This window comes from Mucilaginibacter sp. P4_A11 (assembly GCF_056402535.1).
Genome location: NZ_JBFUHE010000023.1, coordinates 1 through 20,655, shown reverse-complemented (window position 1 = coordinate 20,655; position 20,655 = coordinate 1). Strand labels below are relative to the sequence as shown.

14 protein-coding genes are annotated in these 20,655 nt (G+C 43.3%); 9 read left to right on the top strand and 5 right to left on the bottom strand.

Annotated elements, in window-relative coordinates:
* Window positions 1–178: 178 nt before the first annotated feature.
* Complete coding sequence (locus AC1DUD_RS29010; RefSeq protein WP_477381072.1) at window positions 179–1,543, top strand: exonuclease domain-containing protein; 1,365 nt, start codon at window positions 179–181, stop codon at window positions 1,541–1,543.
* A 480-nt stretch (window positions 1,544–2,023) separates the two neighbouring features.
* Complete coding sequence (locus AC1DUD_RS29005; RefSeq protein ID WP_377025168.1) at window positions 2,024–2,560, top strand: pyridoxamine 5'-phosphate oxidase family protein; 537 nt, start codon at window positions 2,024–2,026, stop codon at window positions 2,558–2,560.
* 79 nt (window positions 2,561–2,639) lie between these two features.
* Here AC1DUD_RS29005 and AC1DUD_RS29000 read toward each other — a convergent pair whose 3' ends face one another.
* Window positions 2,640–4,640 carry a S9 family peptidase gene (locus AC1DUD_RS29000; protein WP_477381069.1) on the bottom strand — a complete coding sequence of 667 codons (2,001 nt, stop codon included), beginning with the start codon at window positions 4,638–4,640 and terminating at the stop codon, window positions 2,640–2,642.
* 40 nt (window positions 4,641–4,680) lie between these two features.
* Window positions 4,681–6,654 (bottom strand): prolyl oligopeptidase family serine peptidase, encoded by a 1,974-nt coding sequence (locus AC1DUD_RS28995; protein ID WP_477381067.1) that lies wholly within the window; start codon window positions 6,652–6,654, stop codon window positions 4,681–4,683.
* Between the two features lie 224 nt (window positions 6,655–6,878).
* Between AC1DUD_RS28995 and AC1DUD_RS28990 the strand changes: the two genes are divergently transcribed.
* From AC1DUD_RS28990 to AC1DUD_RS28970, 5 genes are all read left to right on the top strand, one after another.
* On the top strand, window positions 6,879–8,027 hold the full coding sequence (locus AC1DUD_RS28990; RefSeq protein ID WP_477381065.1) for an exo-alpha-sialidase: 1,149 nt from the start codon (window positions 6,879–6,881) through the stop codon (window positions 8,025–8,027).
* Window positions 8,028–8,169: 142 nt separating this feature from the next.
* Window positions 8,170–8,829 (top strand): hypothetical protein, encoded by a 660-nt coding sequence (locus tag AC1DUD_RS28985; RefSeq protein WP_477381063.1) that lies wholly within the window; start codon window positions 8,170–8,172, stop codon window positions 8,827–8,829.
* A 54-nt stretch (window positions 8,830–8,883) separates the two neighbouring features.
* Window positions 8,884–9,804, top strand: a complete 921-nt coding sequence (locus tag AC1DUD_RS28980; RefSeq protein ID WP_477381061.1) for an ABC transporter ATP-binding protein — start codon at window positions 8,884–8,886, stop codon at window positions 9,802–9,804.
* A complete protein-coding gene (locus AC1DUD_RS28975; protein ID WP_477381059.1) occupies window positions 9,797–11,050 on the top strand; it encodes an ABC transporter permease in 1,254 nt (417 codons plus the stop codon). Before AC1DUD_RS28980 ends, AC1DUD_RS28975 begins: the two co-directional genes overlap by 8 nt.
* Before the next feature lie 171 nt (window positions 11,051–11,221).
* Window positions 11,222–12,148, top strand: a complete 927-nt coding sequence (locus tag AC1DUD_RS28970; protein WP_477381057.1) for a Ppx/GppA phosphatase family protein — start codon at window positions 11,222–11,224, stop codon at window positions 12,146–12,148.
* A 4-nt stretch (window positions 12,149–12,152) separates the two neighbouring features.
* On the opposite strand, the gene AC1DUD_RS28965 is transcribed toward AC1DUD_RS28970, so the two are convergent.
* From AC1DUD_RS28965 to AC1DUD_RS28955, 3 genes are read right to left on the bottom strand one after another with little or no spacing between them, the layout of a single operon-like run.
* Window positions 12,153–12,476, bottom strand: coding sequence for a hypothetical protein (locus AC1DUD_RS28965; protein WP_477381055.1), 324 nt, complete (start codon window positions 12,474–12,476; stop codon window positions 12,153–12,155).
* Window positions 12,476–13,873: a radical SAM protein gene (locus tag AC1DUD_RS28960; protein ID WP_477381052.1), complete on the bottom strand. Its 1,398-nt coding sequence runs from the start codon at window positions 13,871–13,873 to the stop codon at window positions 12,476–12,478. The genes AC1DUD_RS28965 and AC1DUD_RS28960 overlap by 1 nt, the downstream gene beginning before the upstream one ends.
* Window positions 13,866–14,615 (bottom strand): prolipoprotein diacylglyceryl transferase, encoded by a 750-nt coding sequence (locus AC1DUD_RS28955; RefSeq protein ID WP_477381050.1) that lies wholly within the window; start codon window positions 14,613–14,615, stop codon window positions 13,866–13,868. The genes AC1DUD_RS28960 and AC1DUD_RS28955 overlap by 8 nt, the downstream gene beginning before the upstream one ends.
* A gap of 124 nt (window positions 14,616–14,739) precedes the next feature.
* Between AC1DUD_RS28955 and AC1DUD_RS28950 the strand changes: the two genes are divergently transcribed.
* Window positions 14,740–16,725 carry a M1 family metallopeptidase gene (locus AC1DUD_RS28950; protein ID WP_477381048.1) on the top strand — a complete coding sequence of 662 codons (1,986 nt, stop codon included), beginning with the start codon at window positions 14,740–14,742 and terminating at the stop codon, window positions 16,723–16,725.
* A 580-nt stretch (window positions 16,726–17,305) separates the two neighbouring features.
* Window positions 17,306–20,655 (top strand): beta strand repeat-containing protein (locus AC1DUD_RS28945; protein WP_477381046.1); only part of this gene is annotated, 3,350 nt, incomplete at its 3' end.

Here is a 20,655-nt window from a genome sequence, read left to right as displayed (position 1 = left end):
GGCCCCTGGGAAATTCTCTTCCAGGGGCTTTTGTTTTTCTGCAAGCGTCATTGCGAGGCATGAAGCAATCCCCGATTTGCAGAGCCGCTCTTTATAGTTTGAGAGTGCTTCGTTCTCGACGTTTTTTTACACTATTTCACTAAAATAATTAGCAAAATTATATTACATTTGAAATATCATGTATGCAATTGTCGATATAGAAACCACCGGGGGGCATGCCAGTGCTAATGGCATCACCGAGATAGCCATATGCATACATGATGGCAAAAAAGTGGTTAAACGCTTCGAAACGCTTGTTAATCCACAGCGTGACATCCCCATTTACATCAGCGCTTTAACCGGTATTACCAATGAGATGGTAAGAGATGCGCCGCCTTTTGAGGATGTTGCCGCCGATATTTATCACCTCATTCACGGTAAGATCTTCGTTGCCCATAACGTAAACTTCGATTTTTCTTTTGTCAGATACCACCTTGCCGCAGCGGGTTATGACCTGCAAACCAATAAACTGTGTACTGTAAGGCTTGGACGTAAGATACTGCCGGGATTACCATCATACAGTCTTGGCAGGTTATGTAAACATTTGGGCATCGATAATCAAAGCCGCCACCGTGCTATGGGCGATGCCGAAGCTACCGCCGAACTGTTCACGCTACTGCTAAACAGCGATACAGACAACCATATTAAACAGTCGCTTAAGCAAGGTTCAAAAGACCAGGTACTGCCACCTAATCTATCAAAAAAGGATATAGACCAGTTACCTTACACACCGGGGGTATATTACTTTCATGATCAAAAAGGTAAAGTGATATATGTAGGCAAGGCTAAAAACCTTAAAAAACGGGTAAGTAGTCACTTTACAGGCAATAATCCAGGTTTTCAACGGCAGGAGTTTTTGCGCAATATCCACCAGATCAGCCACCAGGTTTGTGGCACCGAACTCATTGCTTTTGTGCTGGAAGCCATCGAGATCAAACGCCTGTGGCCTAAATACAACCGTTCATTAAAACGCTTCGAAAACGCTTTCTGTCTTTACGCTTTTGAAGACCAGCGCGGCTATATCAGATTAGCAGTTGATAAATATCGTAAATACAGTGACCCGATATATACCTGTAACTCGTTGCTTGATGGGTATAACCTGCTTAACAAATTGATAGAGACGTTTGACCTGTGCCCTAAACTTTGTTTTATTCAAAAAAACAATGAGCTATGTACCAGCGCAGCCGGAAGCAACTGTGCCTGCGAAGGTATTGAATCCCCAGAAAGTTACAATGAGAAGGTAAACAATGCCATCGATCAGCTTAAGCTGGCTTTACCTACTTACGCTATCCGGGATGAAGGCCGCACCGGCGATGAACACAGCTGTATTTTGGTTGAGAAAGGCCAGTTTTATGGCATGGGTTATATCTCTCATTATTTTGACGCTGATAACGTGCAGCAACTCAAAAGCTACCTCACACCCTACCCGGGAAACGATTATATCAAAAATATTGTAGCTACTTATGCCTCCAAGTACCCGGACAGAATGGTGGTGTTTGGGTGAGGTTAACTTTAAAGCTTTATCGCTCTTATACCATGCGTCATTGCGAGGCACGAAGCAATCCCCAAGAGGCAGAGCGGTAATACTGATTTCTCTGTAAAGCTCGCGATTGCTTCGTTCCCTATAATGACGTGATCGTAAATTATTGATTATCAAGTATATTTATTGATCGTTTTATAAATATGGGCGTTGCCTGCGGCCCGTGCTATCCGCTCATACTGCACAAGGCATTAGCCACAAGGCCGGTATCCGCTCCTATCACTAACGCAGCCCACGCACACCATCGCTGAAATATATTTTATACGTCATCACGGTTTTTTTTAGGATTTCTGATGCTTACTCGCGATGACGCAGTAATGGAGACTCAGTCCCGCCCCAAACCACCACTTCTAAATAAATAATTATCTATTAAGTTAAACATCTCCACACAATTGAGTTTTTTTTTGGTTACCCTTATAACATTTACCAACAAAAACTTAAAAAATGGATAGTATCAATCAACAACAACCTGAGGATAACATGAAGGACCTCAATGGCCCGGAAGCCCTCGCAAAGATCAAAGAACTTGCAGAAAGTGCGAAAAGCTGCTTTTTTTTGAGTAATCTTAAAACAGGTGTCCCGGCTTCTGTACGACCAATGTCGGCACAAAAAATTGACGATGAGGGAAACTTCTGGTTCCTGAGCGCTAACGACAGCCACAAAAATGACGAGTTGGCCAAAGACCCCTTTGTTCACCTGCTTTTTCAGGGATCAGGATATTCTGACTTTTTAAATCTTTACGGGATTGCAACGGTAACAGAAGACAAAGAAAAGATAAAAGAGCTTTGGGAGCCCATGTTAAAAGTATGGTTCACCGGAGGTATTGACGATCCACGCATCAGCGTTATCAAAGTTGAGCCTACCGAAGGTTATTACTGGGATAATAAACATGGCAACGCCATAGCCTTCGTAAAACAACTTGCTGGTGCCGTAATAGGTAAAACTATTGATGATTCGATTGAAGGAAAACTGGTTGTCTGAGATCAGGATTTTCAGAATTTTTGAATCGACAGAATAAAAAGGGCTTGGGTATTAAACTCAAGCCCTTATATTTTGCTCATCAAAAGGCGCCTCCTTTGGAGGACTGGGGGGCTAAATATTTATCAAACCATTCGATATAGCGCTGCAACCTGTCAACCTGGTAACTGGGTACTGTTATACCGTGATATTGACCAGGATAAAGCACCATCTGCGTTGGTACGCCTTGTGACCTGAGTGCTTCATACATTTGTTCTCCCCCACCGGTTGGCACATTAAAATCTTTTAAACCAGACATGAACTGCGTAGGCGTTTTTATCTTATCGGCATGAAAAAACGGGTACGATAGTTTGATGTATTTATCTGCATTTTTCCATGGCGCGCCAAGTTCGTTATCATATTGTACCACCCACTGATCCGATCCATAGATGGCTAACTGCAATGCACTGCCTGCTCCGCTCGATGCCGCTTTAAACCGGGTATCGGTGGCTATGGTATAATCGGTAAGAATGCCGCCGTAACTCCAGCCGCCAATACCCAGGCGATCTTTATCGGCTATACCGAGTTTAACCAGTTCGTCTACCGCACCCAGCAGGTCTTTCACTTCTTTATTACCCCAATCGGCATATATGGTTTTGGTATATTCGATACCACGGCCGGTGCTGCCCCGGTAATTTACTGCTGCTACAGCATAACCAGCGCAAGCCAGCGTTTGCCTGATGTCATCAAATTCAAACTCGTCCTGATCTGTAGGGCCACCATGAATATAAAGGATAAATGGCATTTTCTTAGTTACAACACTATCCGGCGTATACAAAATGCCCGAAACCAGTGTCCCATCGCTGCTGAACGACTGGAAACCTTTTACATAAGCCAGCTTAACTTCACTCAGCCATTTGTCCTGGTGAAAAGTTAAGCGGCGGGTCTTGCCATTTTCAATCGCCACCAGTTCATGCGGCATGTAAGGTGTGGTCATCTTTCCTACCCAGATCCCTAACGAATGGCCTATAATATCAGAAAAACTGCATTCGTTACCTTTATATACCAGCATCGATTTTCGGGTAAGCAGGTTATACCTGTTTACATAACGAATTCTGTCGCTGCTTACCAGGTATTCTACATCTTTACCGTCCTTACTCCAGGCGATATTACTAACAGGTCTGTCCAGCTGTTCGGTGAGCAGGCGGTTATTTTTTCCGTCGGCATCCATCAGGCATAAAATATCGTGCTGATAAATGAAATAATCAGCATCACTTGTTGAGCGGAGGTAAGCTATACGTTTACCATCCGGGCTCCATATTGGGTTAATATCATGGCCGGTAAATGTGGTAAGCTGCTTTGGCTCAGCGCCCGGCTTAGCCTCTATTGTAAAAATATCTGTATTTTCATTCCGGTCGGGGTCGGCTGTGTGATTACTTACATAGGCTATTGCTTTTCCGTCGGGGCTCCACTGCGGCGAGCTATCATCCATTCCACCATTGGTTAATGTATCCAGCTTTTTAGCGACCACATCATACAGGTATAAATGGGAATGCAGGTGTTGCAGGTAACCTTCAATGTCCTGCTTAAAATGATAGCGGTCTATTTTAATTGGGAGCGTAGTTTTGGACACTTCCTTTCCTTTATTCTCAGGATCTTTAATGATCAGCGCTAACCTTTTACTATCCGGCGACCAAACGTACTCTTCAAGCTCACCTTTTATATCAGTTAGTTTATGTCCCTCTCCCCCTCGCCTGTCCATCAGCCAAACCTGACCGCCATTTTTGGAATCTTTTTCGGACAGGTACGAAATATACTTACCATCCGGCGTCCATTTTGGGGTAGATGCCGGTTCATCACCATAAGTAAGCTGAATGGATTGCTTTCCGTCAAAACTCTGCATCCACAAATGAGATACGCGCTTATCCTTAGCCGTATCCACTTCAGATAATTCATAAACTACCCATTTACCATCGGGCGATAACTGCGGAGCCATCAGTGTTGGCTGTTTATACAGATCGGCGGGTTTGAGCGGCTTTTTTGTTGTTTGAGCCATCAAAGGCAAAGAAATCACCCCTCCTAAAATCAACAGAACATATTTCATAAAACACGATAAAAAAAAAACCTTCTTAGGGCATAAAATATTATTTTTTCAAATACTTATCATACCATTCCACATAGCGTTGCAACCTGTCAACCTGGTAACTTGGTTTGGTAATGCCGTGAAACTGGTTCGGATAAAGAATCAATTCAGTTTGAATCCCCTGCGATCGCAAGGCTTCATACATTTGCTCGCTACCAATGGTAGGCACATTAAAATCCTTCAAACCAGACATAAATAATACCGGTGTTTTGATTTTATCAGCATGGAAAAACGGATACGAGATCTGGATCCATTTATCGGCGTTTTTCCATGGTACACCTATTTCATTTTCATACTGTAACACATACTGATCACTGCCGTAAACTGAAAGCTGCAATGCGCTGCCCGCTCCGCTGGCTGCCGCTTTAAAACGAGTATCCGATGCTATGGTATAATCGGTAAGGATGCCGCCGTAACTCCAGCCGCCTATTCCCAATTTATCGGGATTGGCAATACCTAATTTTTCCAGTTCGTCCACAGCCCCAAGCAAATCCTTAACTTCTTTATTGCCCCAATCGGCATAAATGGCTTTACAATAATCAAGGCCCCGGCCATTACTGCCTCTATAATTTACGGCTGCTACAGCATAACCGGCAGCCGCCAGCGTTTGCCTTGTTGCATCAAAACCAAATTCATCCTGCCCCACCGGCCCTCCGTGAATGAACAAGATCAATGGATATTTTTTATTAGGAATACTATCGGGCGTTAAAACAATACCCGATACCTTTGTACCGTCGGCACTTGTTGATTCAAAACCTTTGGCATAAGCCAGTTGCACGGTATTTAACCACTCATCATGATGAAAAGTAAGCCGGCGCAGCTTTTTATCTTCAAGGGCAAATAATTCGGCTGGCGTGTATGGATCTGTCTTTTGCACTATCCAGTTTCCCGAAAGGTTAGTGGCTATGTCATTAAAAACATAATCGCCTTTATTTATTGTAGTGATTTTACCGCTGTTAATATTGATATTGGCCAGGTAGCGGGTGCGGTCATCTGTTACTATAAAAACGATGTTCTTACTGTCTTTAGCCCAGGTTTGCGCACCGGTAGGGCGGTCGAGTTGCAGGGTAAGTGGCTTATTATTTTGCCCTACAACATCCATAATACACACTACGCTTTGATCGTACATCATGTAATCAGCGTCGCTGGTTGAGCGCAGGTAAGAGATGTATCTGCCATCGGGGCTCCATTGCGGGCTGCCGTCCCTACCCTTCCAGGTGGTAAGCTGCAGCATGCTGGCGCCAGGCCGGGCATCGATAGTAAAAATATCAGTATTTTGATTTTTGTCGGGATCGGCACTCCGGTTACTTACAAATGCAATGGTCTTGCTATCCGGCGACCATACCGGCGAACTCTCATCTTTATCCCCCCTGGTTAATGTATCCAGTTTTTTTGTTGCTACATCAATTAAATACAGGTGATTATGCAGGTGCTGAAGGTAACCCACAACATCTTGCTTAAAATGATAACGATCAATAACTATAGGTTTGGGTGTTTTAGGTTCTTCCTTGCCTTTATTTTCGGGATCGCCTATCTCCATTACCAAACGCTTGCCATCGGGGCTCCAGGCATAATCGTCAAGGTCGCCTTTAATATTGGTTAGTTTAACGCCTTCCCCACCCCGGCGATCTATCAACCAAACCTGCGAGCCTGTTTTTGAATCGCGCGAAGAGAGGAACGAAAGGTATTTTCCGTCCGGGCTCCAGCGTGGCGACGAAGCGGCTTCATCACCGTGGGTAAGTTCGATGGATTCCTTACCATCATAACTCTGCATCCACAAATGAGACACGCGGCGGTCTTTTGCGGTATCAACTTCCGACACACTATAAGCTACCCACTTACCATCGGGCGACAACTGCGGGTCGCTTACCGTGGGAATCCGATAAACATCAGCCGGTTTTAAAGTTTTTTTTTGTTGGGCAGATACCGTACAAACAGCAGAAAGCGTGAGTATAATGAGTAAGGCTCGCTTCATAAATGATGTATTTTGATAGAGCCTGTAATTTAGTAAAAGAACCTTGATTTATGAGATAAAAGGATTGCCATGGTTTTGTTATAAAATTTGGCAGATTAATGTCGTGGTGATTTACCAACCTATGCTATACGTTAATTCCGAAACGCTAAATCTACACGGGAGATTTAATCTGCCAAATCTCAACTCCATTTTCGCTAACCGGATAATTTGTGTTAATTAGGATTATGTCTCCAAAATTCAAACTTCTATTCATTATCTGTCTTTTTTTTTCCGTTCCCGGTACATACGCCCAAACTCCATCCATCAGCAATAACTACCAAACCGAAGCCGGGGTACCCAAACTAAACATTGAACGGTCAATGATCTACTCGCCGGATAAAGAATGGCTATATAACCACCATACGTCCATCATTCATTTTAAAGACCGCCTTATAGCGATATGGAGCAATGGGATGATTGACGAGGATTCGCCGGGGCAAAGGGTTGTTTATGCAACTTCTAAGGATTTCAAACATTGGTCGGCACCTGCTGTACTGGCCTCACCCGGCAAAATCAACGACACGCTTACGGTACTCACTGCAGCTGGCCTGTATCAATATAAAGGAACCTTAGTTGCCTATTACGGTGATTACGACAAACACCGTCAAAACACCCACTTATGGGCTAAAACCAGTACTGACGGTGAACATTGGAGCGAACCGCTTGATATGCATTTACCTGTTGTACCTAACCACGGTCCTGAGGTTACAAACAGCGGCAGACTGATCATTAGCGGTAATTTTACTTTTCCTTACACAGATGATCCCCGAGGGCTTTCGGGCTGGAAGCTGAGCAGTTTTTATCCGGATTCACTTTACAAGCAGGATAACCCGGCCATGTTTTACGCCCCGGCAGCAAAATCAGGTTTACCGCCACTTTGCGAGGGTTCATTTTTTCAAACAGATGATAACATTTTACATATGTTGCTCCGGGTAACCGGCAAAGGCTGGAAAGGTCATTTATGGCTTACGGAAAGTAAAGACAACGGAAGTAGTTGGTTGCGACCCGCAGAGGCTCCGTTTTCCGATAATGATAGTAAATTCCACTTTGGCAGGCTACCGGATAAACGATTTTATTATGTAGGTATCCCGGATACCCTGCACCATTACGACCGTAATCCATTGGTGATCTCCCTATCGGCGGATGGTAAAAGCTTTGATAAAAATTGCATCATAGCTAACGAGTTGTATCATCTCAAAAAAGAAGGCTTATGGAAAGGCGGACAATACGGTTACCCGCATACCATCATTTATAACGGTTACCTTTATGTGATCGTTTCGAGGCAAAAGGAGGCTATTGAAACGTTGAGGTTTAGTTTAAAGCAACTAAAGTAAATTTTATCAGCTAAGTATTAAATAAACAGCGTATTTTGTACTAAAACCATTACGCCGTTTTTTAGTTTCAATAAACAGCTATGCCTTTTTATCCTTAGGATAATTGTACACCATATTACTTTAAATAAAACCTATCCTACTCATGAAACCAACACGAGATACTGCTTATCTTACTATTGCTGCATCTGTTATAAGTATATTAGTATTACTGCTCCTGTATGCTATGCAAACCATTTCACTTACAATCTCGGTTGGCGCCAGGCCTTTGCTTTCGTTCATGCCTGTTGTTTGTTTTGCATGGATGATGATATTTGTGATAGGTATTTTAAAACACATCAATGAAAAACCGCTTATAATAAACGCGTTCATCATTTATACAATCTATAGTGCCATTTTTGGATTGGTTAACACGTTCATCAGCATTTTTCAAATCGACAGGCAGTTATTAGCATTGTTTTACCAGTTACAGGGAACCATTAACTTACTGGTAATAATATGCCTTGTAATCATAACTTTTTTGCTACGCCCTTCCGTGTTCAGGCTACCTCTGCTGCTTTTTGCCTTAAGTGAACTATTTATCATGGTGTTTTACATGGTAGTACCAATGATAATTCCTCTTATCGGCAATTCCAGCTATATTCTTTATATCCGCTACATCGGGCTTGTGTACCTGATTGTTCCTGCAACAGGAATTTACATAGCAGTAACCGCTTTAAATGCACTCAATAGCGAGCAACTGGAAAAGCCGTTTTATGACATGGAGAAATCCGATTGGCCGCCATATGATAAACCAGGGCTGTAACTTTTTTTACTTAACTTTATCTAACAACCAAAACAAATACATAAACCTTAATAAATGCTAAGCATCCGCAATATTGTTAAACAATACGCCGGTCACCAAGCGCTGAGTGATGTAAGTTTGGAAGTTGAAAGTGGGCAAATTTTTGGCCTGCTTGGCCCTAACGGTGCCGGCAAAACTTCACTTATCCGTATTGTTAACCAAATTACAGCGCCAGACTCTGGAGAGATTTATTTCAACGGCGAAAAACTCAACCAATCGCATATTGAACGCATAGGTTACCTGCCCGAAGAACGCGGCCTGTACAAAAAAATGGAGATAGGCGAGCAAATGATCTACCTGGCCCGCCTCAAAGGACTAAGCCGCGCTGAAGCGCAAAAACGCCTTAAATTTTGGTTTGAGAAACTGGGAATGGAAACCTGGTGGAAGAAGAAGATAGAAGAACTGTCGAAGGGTATGCAGCAGAAGGCCCAATTTGTGGCAACCGTACTGCATGAGCCTGATCTGATCATCCTGGATGAGCCCTTTAGCGGGTTCGACCCGGTAAATGCCGAACTGATCAAAGATGAGATCCTCGAGCTAAACGAAAAAGGCGCTACCATTCTGTTTTCTACCCATCGCATGGAATCAGTCGAAGAGCTTTGCGATGCTATTGCCCTCATCCATCAATCACATAAGATACTGGATGGCAAGGTTAAACATATCCGTAATTCATATCGTAACGATACCTACCTGGTTGAATATGCAGGCGAACGTGTTAATTTCGATGGCAGCCAACCGTTTGATGTAGTTAGCGAAACCATTACTGAAGATGACAGCTACAACATCAAAATAAAACTTACGGGTGAACATAACTCCAACGATGTTTTGCAATACCTGATCCCTAAAGTACGGGTAAATATGCTACAGGAGGTTATCCCAAGTATGCATGAAATCTTCATTGAAAAAGTTAACCCAAACTCAACCAGCCATGAATAAAGTATTACTCATTATACAGCGTGAGTATCTCACACGGGTACGCAAAAAATCATTTATCATCATGATATTCGTGGTGCCGCTGCTGATATTTGTCATGGGCGTAGTTATAAAAATGGTTGCCGAGAACAGCGATAAATTATCCTCTTTACAAACGGTTAATGTGATTGATAAAAGCGGCGATTTCGCAAATAAATTCCATGATGTTACTAATGTAAAGTTTACTTATGCCCTTACCGATCTTAAATCATCTAAACAACTGCTAAAGAACAGCGAGGGGATCTCTATTTTGTATATCCCCGCAAACTATTTGCAGAAAGATTCGGTACAGATCTTTTCCAAAAAGAAAGCTTCTATTCCTCTTTCCGAAGAAATTGAGAAACAGATCAGCGATATCGCTTTTTCAAACAACCTTGTAAAGCATCATATCGATACAGCGCTTTTGCGTAACATTAAAAGAGCCAACATATCAGTAAATGCTATCGAAATTTCAGATAAAGGCGATAAGAACGCCAATATCGGCCCCAATATCCTGATAGGGATTGCCTGTGCCATACTCATTTACATATCCCTGTTTATATACGGAGGGCAGGTAATGCGCGGGGTAATAGAAGAAAAAACCAACCGTATTATTGAAGTAGTAATATCATCGGTAAAACCATTTCAGCTTATGCTGGGTAAGATCATTGGCGTTGGCTTAGTTGGCTTAACCCAATTTGGAGCATGGATAATTTTGTCTATCATTTCAACCAAAATAGCGGGACATGCTTTTAATTCGCCGGCCAGCCCAATGGCAAATGCGCTCTTAGTATTACAAACCATTCCTTTTGGCTATATCATGGGCTGCTTTATATTTTATTTTTTAAGCGGTTATCTTTTATACGCCGCTCTTTTTGCGGCCGTGGGCTCGGCGGTTGATAGCGAAACAGAAACCCAGCAGTTCATGTTCCCGATAACCATGCCTTTGTTATTTACGTATATTTTGGCAGTGTCGGTTCTGTTCCGTGCCCCCGACAGCCCGCTGGCAGTATGGCTCTCTATTATTCCGTTTACTGCCCCGGTAGCTATGATGGTACGGATCCCATTTGGCCCACCACCCTGGCAGGTTGCTTTGTCGATGAGCTTAATGGTGATCGGCTTTTTATTTACCACCTATGTCGCTGCGCGCGTCTATCGTGTGGGTGTCTTGATGTACGGCAAAAAAGCAAGCTATAAAGAATTGGTTAAGTGGTTCTTTTATAAAGAATAGGTAAGCTGAAAGCCACCTTAAGCTAAAAGCCGAAAGCCAAAGGCTTAAAGCTTTTAAAAAGCGCTTTGCTTAACTTGGACATAAAGTCATTCAAAAGCTTTTTGCTTTAGGCCTTCGGCTTTCAGCTAAAAAACCTTGAGCTTTCAGCTAAAAAAAAACTATTTTAGCTGCATGAGTAAACGCGTTGCAGTAATGGATTTGGGTACAAACACCTTCCATTTATTGATTGCCGAGGGCGAGACCCATGACTACCAAGAAATTGTTCACGTTACTGAAGCTGTTAAGTTAGGCGAAGGCGGCATCAATAAGGGCTACATTTTACCCGAAGCCTTTCAGCGCGGAGTAAATACCATGCAGCACTTTCATCAACTCATTGAAGCCAACAGTGTTACCAGTGTAAGGGCAATAGCAACTTCGGCATTGCGAAGTGCCTCAAACGGAAAGGGTTTCATTAAAGAGGTTGAGTCCAAAACAGGCATTGCTATCGAGATCATTGACGGCGAACAGGAAGCGGGTTTTATTTACAATGGTGTAAAATTAAGCGGATGCCTGTCGGCAAAAAACTCGCTCATCATGGATATCGGCGGCGGTAGCGTGGAGTTTATTTTAGGGAATACTGATAAGATCCTGTGGAAACAGAGCTTTGAAGTGGGTGCTGCCCGTCTTATGGATCAGTTTCATCATACCGACCCTATCCCTCCGGCATCTATCGAGGCCATGAATTTATATCTGGAAGATACTCTGAACGATCTTTTCATCGCCACTGCTGATATGGAAATCGATACCCTTGTCGGTTCATCGGGGGCATTTGAAACATTTGCCGGGCTTATAGAAACCGGAAAAACCAAAGTATTTGATCTGAAGAGCATCCAGCATTATGATTTTGACGAGGAAGAGTTGTTAACCATCACCAATAAACTCATTTTTTCGAGTCATAAAGAAAGGGCTGCCAATAAAGGCATCATACCCGTGCGGGTTGATATGATCGTATCGGCATCCTTAGTTACTCGGTTTATTATGCATGCGCTGGATATTCATAAGGTAAGCATGTGTACTAATTCGTTAAAAGAAGGAGTTTTGGCGGGAATGTTGGGATAATAAATTACAACCCGTTAATGCTTAACATACCCACGCAGGTTGAAAATCCTATAATTAAAACCATTAGGGCACTTAATAGCCATACCCAACTCCTGTTGACGATGGCTAATATTATACCGATAAAAACCTGGATCCCAATAAAAAACATATCTAAAACAAAACCACCGTCTTTAGCTGTAATTTCGCAAATAATGGTGTAAGCGACAAGGGCGAGCAAGTTATATCCCACTATCTTCATAGCAGATGACTTTTTTCCTTTCTCGTCGCCAGGAAATCTATCATGGTTTCTATCATCCATGTTTTGCGGCCCTTTATTATTGTCTTCCATCATACAAAAATTTCTCCTCTCAATTGTTCCAGGTATTCCCGTTTATCGTCTCTGTAAAAAATGTTCATGGTTTCAAAAGGGATGATCTGCATATCTTTATTTACGATATGCACGCATGATTTTTTAATAGCCCGCACATCAAAGTTTTGCGCATCAATAAATTGCATAATGATCACCCTGAACAGGTTATCGTAGCTTAAACTCGGCGCATCAATTTCGGGCAGGCAACATAGCAACGAGTGCAAATGCTCTTTCGCCTTATCAACCGAGTTACCGGTGCTAAACATATTGAGCAGGTGGCCTTTCAAACGTTCGTCGTTTTCGTAAACAATGGTGTTCTTTGAATTATCCAACAGGTCATCCGGATTTATCATCCGGGTTAAAGGAATTACTTCACCTCCCAGTTTAAGGGCATAACCCATCACCAGGGCATCCGGGTTACAGGGCACCGGGATCAGGTCGTTTTTGTTGAAGATCTTGGTCTGCTCCAGTATTGCGCTGCGTACTTCAGTTAGGGTATACCGGTCGGATTGCTCATTAAAATTCTCCAATCTGCCAGCTTGTTGTGTAGGCTGAAAGGTTACCCCACGAACGCAGGGTTGCTTCAGCGCATATTCAATTATCGCCCCTAATTCATCGGTATTCAATCCTTTTTGTAAAGTAACTACCAGCGTTGTCGAGAGATTGTACTTGTTAAGGTTTTCGATGGCCTTTTGTCTTATCTCGCGCAGATCCTCGCCCCTTAGCTGTTCAAGCGCCTCTTTCTTAAATGAATCAAATTGCAGGTAGATCTCAAAATCGGGCATGTAACTCGCCAATCGTTTTACAAAACTCTCATCCTTGGCTATGCGGATGCCATTGGTATTCACCATCAGGTGTTTAATAGGCTTGGTTTTAGCAATATCCAGGATCTCAAAAAACTGGGGGTGCACGGTGGGTTCTCCCCCACTGATCTGTACTACATCAGGCTGACCTTCATTTGCTACTACCACATCCAGCATCTGTTCAATTTCGGCCAAGGTACGGTGCCTGCCATAGGTTGGTGATGACATGGCATAGCATGTTGGGCAGCTTAAATTGCACCTGTCAGTTACCTCAACAACAGTAAGGCATGAGTGTTGCTCATGATCCTGGCAAAGGCCGCAATCATAAGGGCAGCCATAGTGCGTTTTGGCGTTGAACTTAAGCGGCATTTCACTCCGCTTGGCATAGTTGCGGCAGTTTTTATAATATTCCACATCGGTGGCGATCAGTACCTTTTCAAAACCATGCTGACGGCAGTTTTTAAGCATGTAAACCTTATCGTCCTCAAAAACAATTTTAGCATCAACCCGGCGCAAACAGGTAGAGCAAATGCTTAGCGTAAAATCATAATAAATATACGGGCGTTCAGGCATGGTTGATAAACAGCTTTTTAGGATGTAGAAATACTTTATAATAATACAAAATACCGGCGATAGAAACTAACTGAATAACCGACAAACCGAAACTGAAAAAATTGGGCTTGATAAATTCAACCAGCAGCCTGAAAACAAGGTAACTTGTCATAAAAACTTTAAACCTTGCACCGTCAGCGAAGCGGTGCCTTTGTTCAACAAGTTTTAGCAAGATCCAAAGCATCAGCCAGAATACGATTTCGTATAAGTTAGTAGGGTGCCTGCGGACGCCATCACCAAAGTCAATGGCCCATGGCAGGTTAGAGGCTATGCCGTACGTGCCATCTTCCAGCCCTGCTAAAAAACATCCTGTACGACCGACAACCATAGCCAGGATTAGCGGGTAAACCATCAGATCGCCCGATGAAGCCGTTACCCCCAATTGTTTTTTGGTAAGCTCAACCCCTATCAAGCCCCCGAGCATACCGCCTACTATGGTTTTATTACCCATAAAGTAGATGATATTAAAATGCGCAAACAGCAAAGGCGGATTCTCAAAGATCCCCACCAGGTGCGAGCCTATAAATGCGCCCGCTGCCGCTCCGATAAAAATAATGAGCCGGTGATCAGTGCTGATCTTATCAGTAGAATATTTTCGCAACCAGGCATAATACCGGTAGCCTAAAAAGTACGATAGTGTCTCGCAAATAAAATGTACGGGAATGGAGGAGTTGCCTAAAGGTATATTTACAGGAAAGTGCAAGTTTAGCTTTTATAGCACTAAAATAGTTTTTTTATAATGCCTTTAAGTAAATATCTGCCTTAAGTTTTCCCATAAATCAAATTTTCCGGGCATCCTTTGTATATTGGGTGCTTAAATACACACCATGAAATTAAGATCTATCGGCATAGGTTTATTGTCGGTTTTAGCACTCGGCGCATCGGCGCAAAAAAGGAAACTCAATCCCAACGACACTTCATCGAACTACAATCCGGCGGAGGCTTTTTCGCCTATGTTTTATACCGAAAAAGGTAATGATTTCCATTCGGCCAATGGTGCTCCCGGAGCAAGATACTGGCAAAACCGCGCCGACTATTCCCTAAAAGTTACCCTCGATACGGTAAGCAAAACCATAAGCGGCACTGAGGTGATAACCTATATCAACAATAGTCCTGATGCCCTGCCATACCTTTGGCTGCAGCTTGATCAAAATACCTATAAACAGGATGCCCGCTCTAACTTCTTTACCGACCGCACACCTGGCGTGGATCAGCATACCAGCGGCTACCAGATTGAGTCCGTATCGATTGATTATGGCGATGTGGTTAAAGCCGTGCCTTTTGTAATTACCGATGCCCGGATGCAGGTACGTCTTGTACATCCGCTGCAAAAGGGAGCTATAAAACTGCGCATCAATTATCACTATACCATCCCGGGGGCATTTGGGGGCCGTACCGACTATTGCGATACTAAAAATGGCAAGATCTACGAAATTGCCCAGTGGTTTCCGCGGATGTGTGTTTATGACGATAGCCATGGCTGGGATACCCTACCTTTCCTGGGCAGCGGTGAGTTTTATTTAGATTATGGAGACATTGATTACCAGGTAACCGTACCATGGGATATGATCGTTGCCGGGTCGGGCGAATTACTTAACCCTAAGGAGGTACTGACCGCTAAACAAATAGCCCGGTTAGATCAGGCTCGCAACAGCGATAAAACCATCATGATCCGTGATTTGGCCGAGGTTAATGATCCTGACAGCCGCCCGGTAAACAAGGGCACACTAACCTGGCATTTTAAAATGCTCAATACCCGCGATGTAGCCTTTGGTGCATCAAAAGCTTATATCTGGGATGCAGCCAGGGTTAATCTGCCCGGTGGTAAAAAATCACTGGCGATGAGCGTTTACCCGGCCGAAAGCTATGGCAATGATGCCTGGGGACGTGCCACTGAATATCTCAAAAAGTCGATTGAATACTTTTCAGAAAAATGGTTTGTATACCCTTACCCCGTTGCTATTAATGAGGCCGGTATTGCCGGTGGTATGGAATATCCGGGCATTGTGTTTGACGGCATTACAGATAAAGGCAGCGTGCTTTACTGGGTAACCGCGCATGAGATTGGTCATAACTGGTTCCCGATGATTGTTGGATCAAACGAGCGCCGCTATGCATGGATGGATGAGGGCCTTAACACCTTTATCGATATTTATGCTTCCGACGCTTTTAACAAAGGCGAATATGCACCAAAACGGGATAGCGAATACGCCCCCGGCGGCGGCAATCCGGCCGACGAGATCATCCCGGCGTTGCTTGATCCGCAATCGCCAAGTATCATGACGGCTCCTGATGCCATCCCCGAAAAATACCGTCATCCACTTACCTATTACAAACCTGCCTTTGGCCTGGTGTTGCTACGCGAGCAAATTTTAGGAAAAGACAGGTTTGACTATGCCTTTAAAAATTACATTAACCAATGGGCTTATAAACACCCGCAGCCTGATGACTTTTTCAGGTCGATGGAGAACGGTGCAGGCGAAGACCTTTCCTGGTTTTGGAAAGGCTGGTTTTACAATAACTGGTTGGTTGATATAGCCCTTATTGATGCCAAATATGCCGGAAAGGATGCCTCCAAAGGTATTACCATCAATGTGGTAAACAAGGAGCAGTTACCGATGCCATTTACTGTTGAAGTAAAATTTAAAGACGGCAGCAAAAAACGCTTTTACCTGCCGGTAGAAACATGGCTGCAATACAAGCAAATTACCTATACCCTGCCTACTACACAGGAAGCCGAATCGGTGACCATTGATCCTGATGCCGCCCTGCCCGATCTTAACCGCGGCAACAACAGCCAAAAGGTTAAATAAAGCAAATGCACCAGGTGTTCAACTTTTGTAGGGCTGAACACCTGGTACATTTTCCAAATGTAACAGCTATTGATTATCAATCATTTGCATTATTGACAAAATAACAATTGAACACGTATACCCTGATAATCAAAAGCTTAAAAATCTGTTGCTTTAAAGGTTGAACACCCATCTTTTAAAAGTTGAACACTCATCCATTTCTCTCTTAAAGCATTCCGTAAAACACTTCGCAACACCATCTTCAATTGAGCTATTAGCCTCAATTCTCTTGGCAGCGTCCAGAAAATCTCACTCCAAACCGGAATATTTAAAAAAAATCACCGTTGTGTGCTAATTAATTACCCATCACTATAGGTTAACAACATGCTTATTGATTAAATCGACAGGGGAAAACATTCCCCAAACCGGGCAAATAATAATCAATAATTAATTTATATCAATTTTCCATTTTCTTAATAAACAACCAAGTGAAGTACGCTATTCATAATACAAAAGCCTATTTAAGATAAAATCCGTACTTTAATAGCATTTTTATTGAATCAGCATCATTATTGCAATTGCTGCCTAAAACCTAATTAATTTGAAAACACAATTACTCTGCGTTTTATTTGCCGGGTACCTGCTGTGCCTGGTTAACAGAGTTGCGGCTCAGGAATACTACGACGGAACCAATACACCAAGACAATATTATTACAATAATCTGGAATCGGCTACTGCGGGCTCACCCTCAACATTTTTATCCGCTGCCGGATCAACCCGTAACTCTTCGTCAACTACAATTGATCTTGTTTCGGGTTCATCGTTAAACTCATCCAAAAGCCTTTCGTCTGTAGGTCTTAACGCCGTAGGTTATCTTCGCTGGAATTTTATGAGCAGTTCGGCCTCGGCGGCCGGCCTTAGCCTGGCTAATAATACATGGGAGTGGGAATTTGATTATAAAAACGTAACCGGAGCCACAACTGCCGATCCGGCGGTTACCATGACAGCAAGTACCAGCTCAAGTACCGATTCATGGCGGTACTGGCTTATTGCCAATGCTTATACAACAAACACCAGTACCGATTATACCAAAGGCTTATATCTTACCCAGGCCGGTGGTAATTTAATATTAAGAGCAAAATATGGTACTGCTAATAATCAATATACCACTTACGCTACCATTTCATTGCCCAATAGCAGCACTACAACCTACCAAATCAGGGTTGTAAAATCGGTTATAGGTTATTATTACATTTATATTTTAAACAGATCAACCAACGCAACAACAACTACAGGCCCCGTTAACGTGGGTACCAGTGTGAGCGGTGTTGATTTAAATACGTACAATTACTCATACCTTGAATCGTCTACTTCCGCCAGTAACCGTTTTCAATGGGACAATTTTAATTTTTATCAACAAAAGGTTGACTACGTACCTATTACCAGTGCAGCAAATGGTATAACTACCGGCCCTATTTATGCCGGGCAAAGCGGTATTATCCCATATGGTGTAAATGTAAATGTTAGGGGAGATATTAATTTTGGCCGGCTAAGGTTCAATTCGTCAACCAATGGCCAGGCATTGTTTAGCAGCGGTACGCTTTACTATACCTATAACAGCATTCTATCTGTGTCCACAGCTGCGGGATCAATAACCACAACATCCTTCAACAGCTCCAACACACAGCAAATGGATGTTAATCAATATTATTATTCGTCTGGCAATACAGACGGAAGCACCGCCAACGTTGTTAACTTTTTCATTGTAGCCACCACGCAAAATCCCTTTTTTACCGGTTACCCAAGCACCATATCCTTTTCGGTAAGTAGTGCCGCGGCAGATGACTTTCAAAGTTTTTATACTTCGGGATATTTTCCATTTTCAGGGGCATCAAGTACAACCGGCGCAACTATAACTACAGGTACGGTATATGATTGGATCGGAACGCAACCAACCGGCCTTTGGGCAACAAGCAGTAATTGGAGCCCAACCGGAGTTCCAGGCAGTAATGACATGGCCCGTATTGGCATAAATCAATCTTATACTTACTCACCTATTGTTGCAAGCAGTGCAACTGTGGGTACCATCCAAATGGGCCCTAAAAAAGGCATTAATAGTTTCGGACTTTATAGCGTAACATTAACAGTAAATCAGCCTTTAACTGTTAACAATGCCTTTACTGTTTCAAGTGATTTCACACAGGCATTTTCTACAGTTAATATAGCTGGTACAGCAAATATCTCGGTAGGTGGAAGTTTTGTTTTAGGAGATAATACCTCACCAACCGCTGCAAATGTCTTCGCCAACAACATAAACTACACCAATACCGGCAAAATGACCATTGCGGGTAGCATTAATTTAGCATCAACCGTTAACACATTTGCAGGTGGCAACTATTTCCTCCCTGTTTTCAATATATCAGCGGGTACGGTAAATGCAACCGGGATAACTACAAGCGTTGGTACCGGTGGTTTTTTAGGTAATTCGGCTGCTGTTGCAGTATCAAATGCCACTTTACAATTAACGGGTTCTACAGCTTTATCCGGCTTATCATCTTCGCTCACCAACACTGTAACATTTAACGGAGCCGGCGCAACAATTGATTACTCGGGCGCAAGCCAAACAGTATATACTTCATCTGGTATTACCGGCCTTTCTGGCGGGGTTTCCTATACCAGCCTGATCTTATCCGGTACCGGTACAAAAACAGTAGGAACTGCAACCGGTGGTTCATTAACAGTTTCAACAAATTTAACCACTTCGGCAACTACAGATTTGGATGCCTATGATCCAACGGTTACGATAGGCGGGAATTGGGGCAACTCAGCCAATGTAACGCAAGGGAGCGGCAACATAGCGGTAACCGGAAATTACACCAATACCGCAAATACGCTGAAACTTGGCTCAGGCAGTATGTTTGTTACCGGAAATTTCACCAACACGGCAGGTACAATCACAGGCAGCACATCAACTGCGAGCCTGGCTATAAGCGGCGCGTTAAGTAATAGTGGTACTATTACTGGCAACGCGCAAGCCATAGCAGTATCAGGCAATGCCACCAACAATTCGATATTTACAGCGGGTTCAGGCACAGTTACCATAGCGGGTGCTTATAGCAATACTTCTACAGGTACTTTTACGGCAACAACCGGTATTGTGAATTACAACGGCGATTACAGCAATACAGGTACTTTTACGGCCGGTACAGGTATGGTTAATTTTACAAAAGCGGGCACCCAGGCCCTTTTTGATAACAGTACAAGCGGCAGTACTTTTAATAACGTTACTGTCGGCAACAGCGGAACAAAAACGATGTCGGCTTCGGGCACAGGTAAATTCGCAGTATCTTCTTCAGGAATCCTTACCATGGGCGGTTCTGCTACGCTTGCCGCGGGCGGTGTTTTAACATTAAACTCTGACGCTACCGGCTCTGCTACTGTAGACGCTATTCCTTCTGGCACAGCCATTACGGGTAATGTGAATGTACAGCGTTATATTAACGGTGGAGCAACAAAATACAGAGGGTATCGTTTGCTGACCTCGACAGTTAACACAGGCGCTCCAATCAAAGTATTTACGCTGGCTTATCTTAAGAACAACGCGTTTGTTACGGGCACAACATTGGCCGCAGGCGGCTTTGATGTTTCGCCGGGGGCTAATAACCCTTCCATTTACTTTTTTAAAGAAAGCCAGGCCGCTAACCAAAGCTCTTTTACATCCGGCTATTACAGGGGGGTTAACAGTTTGACTTCTCCATACTCTTTTGATGGTGAAACCGGCACCCGTTCTATCGGCATAGGCAACGGCTTTTTATTCTTTTTCCGTGGCGATCGTACCGCGGCAGGTTCTATAAACAACGCCATATTTACTACTTATGTTCCGCAGCCTACAACAATGACCGAAACCGGAACATTAAACCAGGGAAATGTTACCGTGGCAAATTGGTACAA

Bases quoted from the DNA above. Each gene is read 5' to 3' on its own strand.
- AC1DUD_RS29010 (WP_477381072.1), top strand. From the start codon at position 179: ATGTATGCAATTGTCGATATAGAAACCACCGGGGGGCATGCCAGTGCT.
- AC1DUD_RS29005 (WP_377025168.1), top strand. From the start codon at position 2,024: ATGGATAGTATCAATCAACAACAACCTGAGGATAACATGAAGGACCTC.
- AC1DUD_RS29000 (WP_477381069.1), bottom strand. From the start codon at position 4,640: ATGAAATATGTTCTGTTGATTTTAGGAGGGGTGATTTCTTTGCCTTTG.
- AC1DUD_RS28995 (WP_477381067.1), bottom strand. From the start codon at position 6,654: ATGAAGCGAGCCTTACTCATTATACTCACGCTTTCTGCTGTTTGTACG.
- AC1DUD_RS28990 (WP_477381065.1), top strand. From the start codon at position 6,879: ATGTCTCCAAAATTCAAACTTCTATTCATTATCTGTCTTTTTTTTTCC.
- AC1DUD_RS28985 (WP_477381063.1), top strand. From the start codon at position 8,170: ATGAAACCAACACGAGATACTGCTTATCTTACTATTGCTGCATCTGTT.
- AC1DUD_RS28980 (WP_477381061.1), top strand. From the start codon at position 8,884: ATGCTAAGCATCCGCAATATTGTTAAACAATACGCCGGTCACCAAGCG.
- AC1DUD_RS28975 (WP_477381059.1), top strand. From the start codon at position 9,797: ATGAATAAAGTATTACTCATTATACAGCGTGAGTATCTCACACGGGTA.
- AC1DUD_RS28970 (WP_477381057.1), top strand. From the start codon at position 11,222: ATGAGTAAACGCGTTGCAGTAATGGATTTGGGTACAAACACCTTCCAT.
- AC1DUD_RS28965 (WP_477381055.1), bottom strand. From the start codon at position 12,476: ATGGAAGACAATAATAAAGGGCCGCAAAACATGGATGATAGAAACCAT.
- AC1DUD_RS28960 (WP_477381052.1), bottom strand. From the start codon at position 13,873: ATGCCTGAACGCCCGTATATTTATTATGATTTTACGCTAAGCATTTGC.
- AC1DUD_RS28950 (WP_477381048.1), top strand. From the start codon at position 14,740: ATGAAATTAAGATCTATCGGCATAGGTTTATTGTCGGTTTTAGCACTC.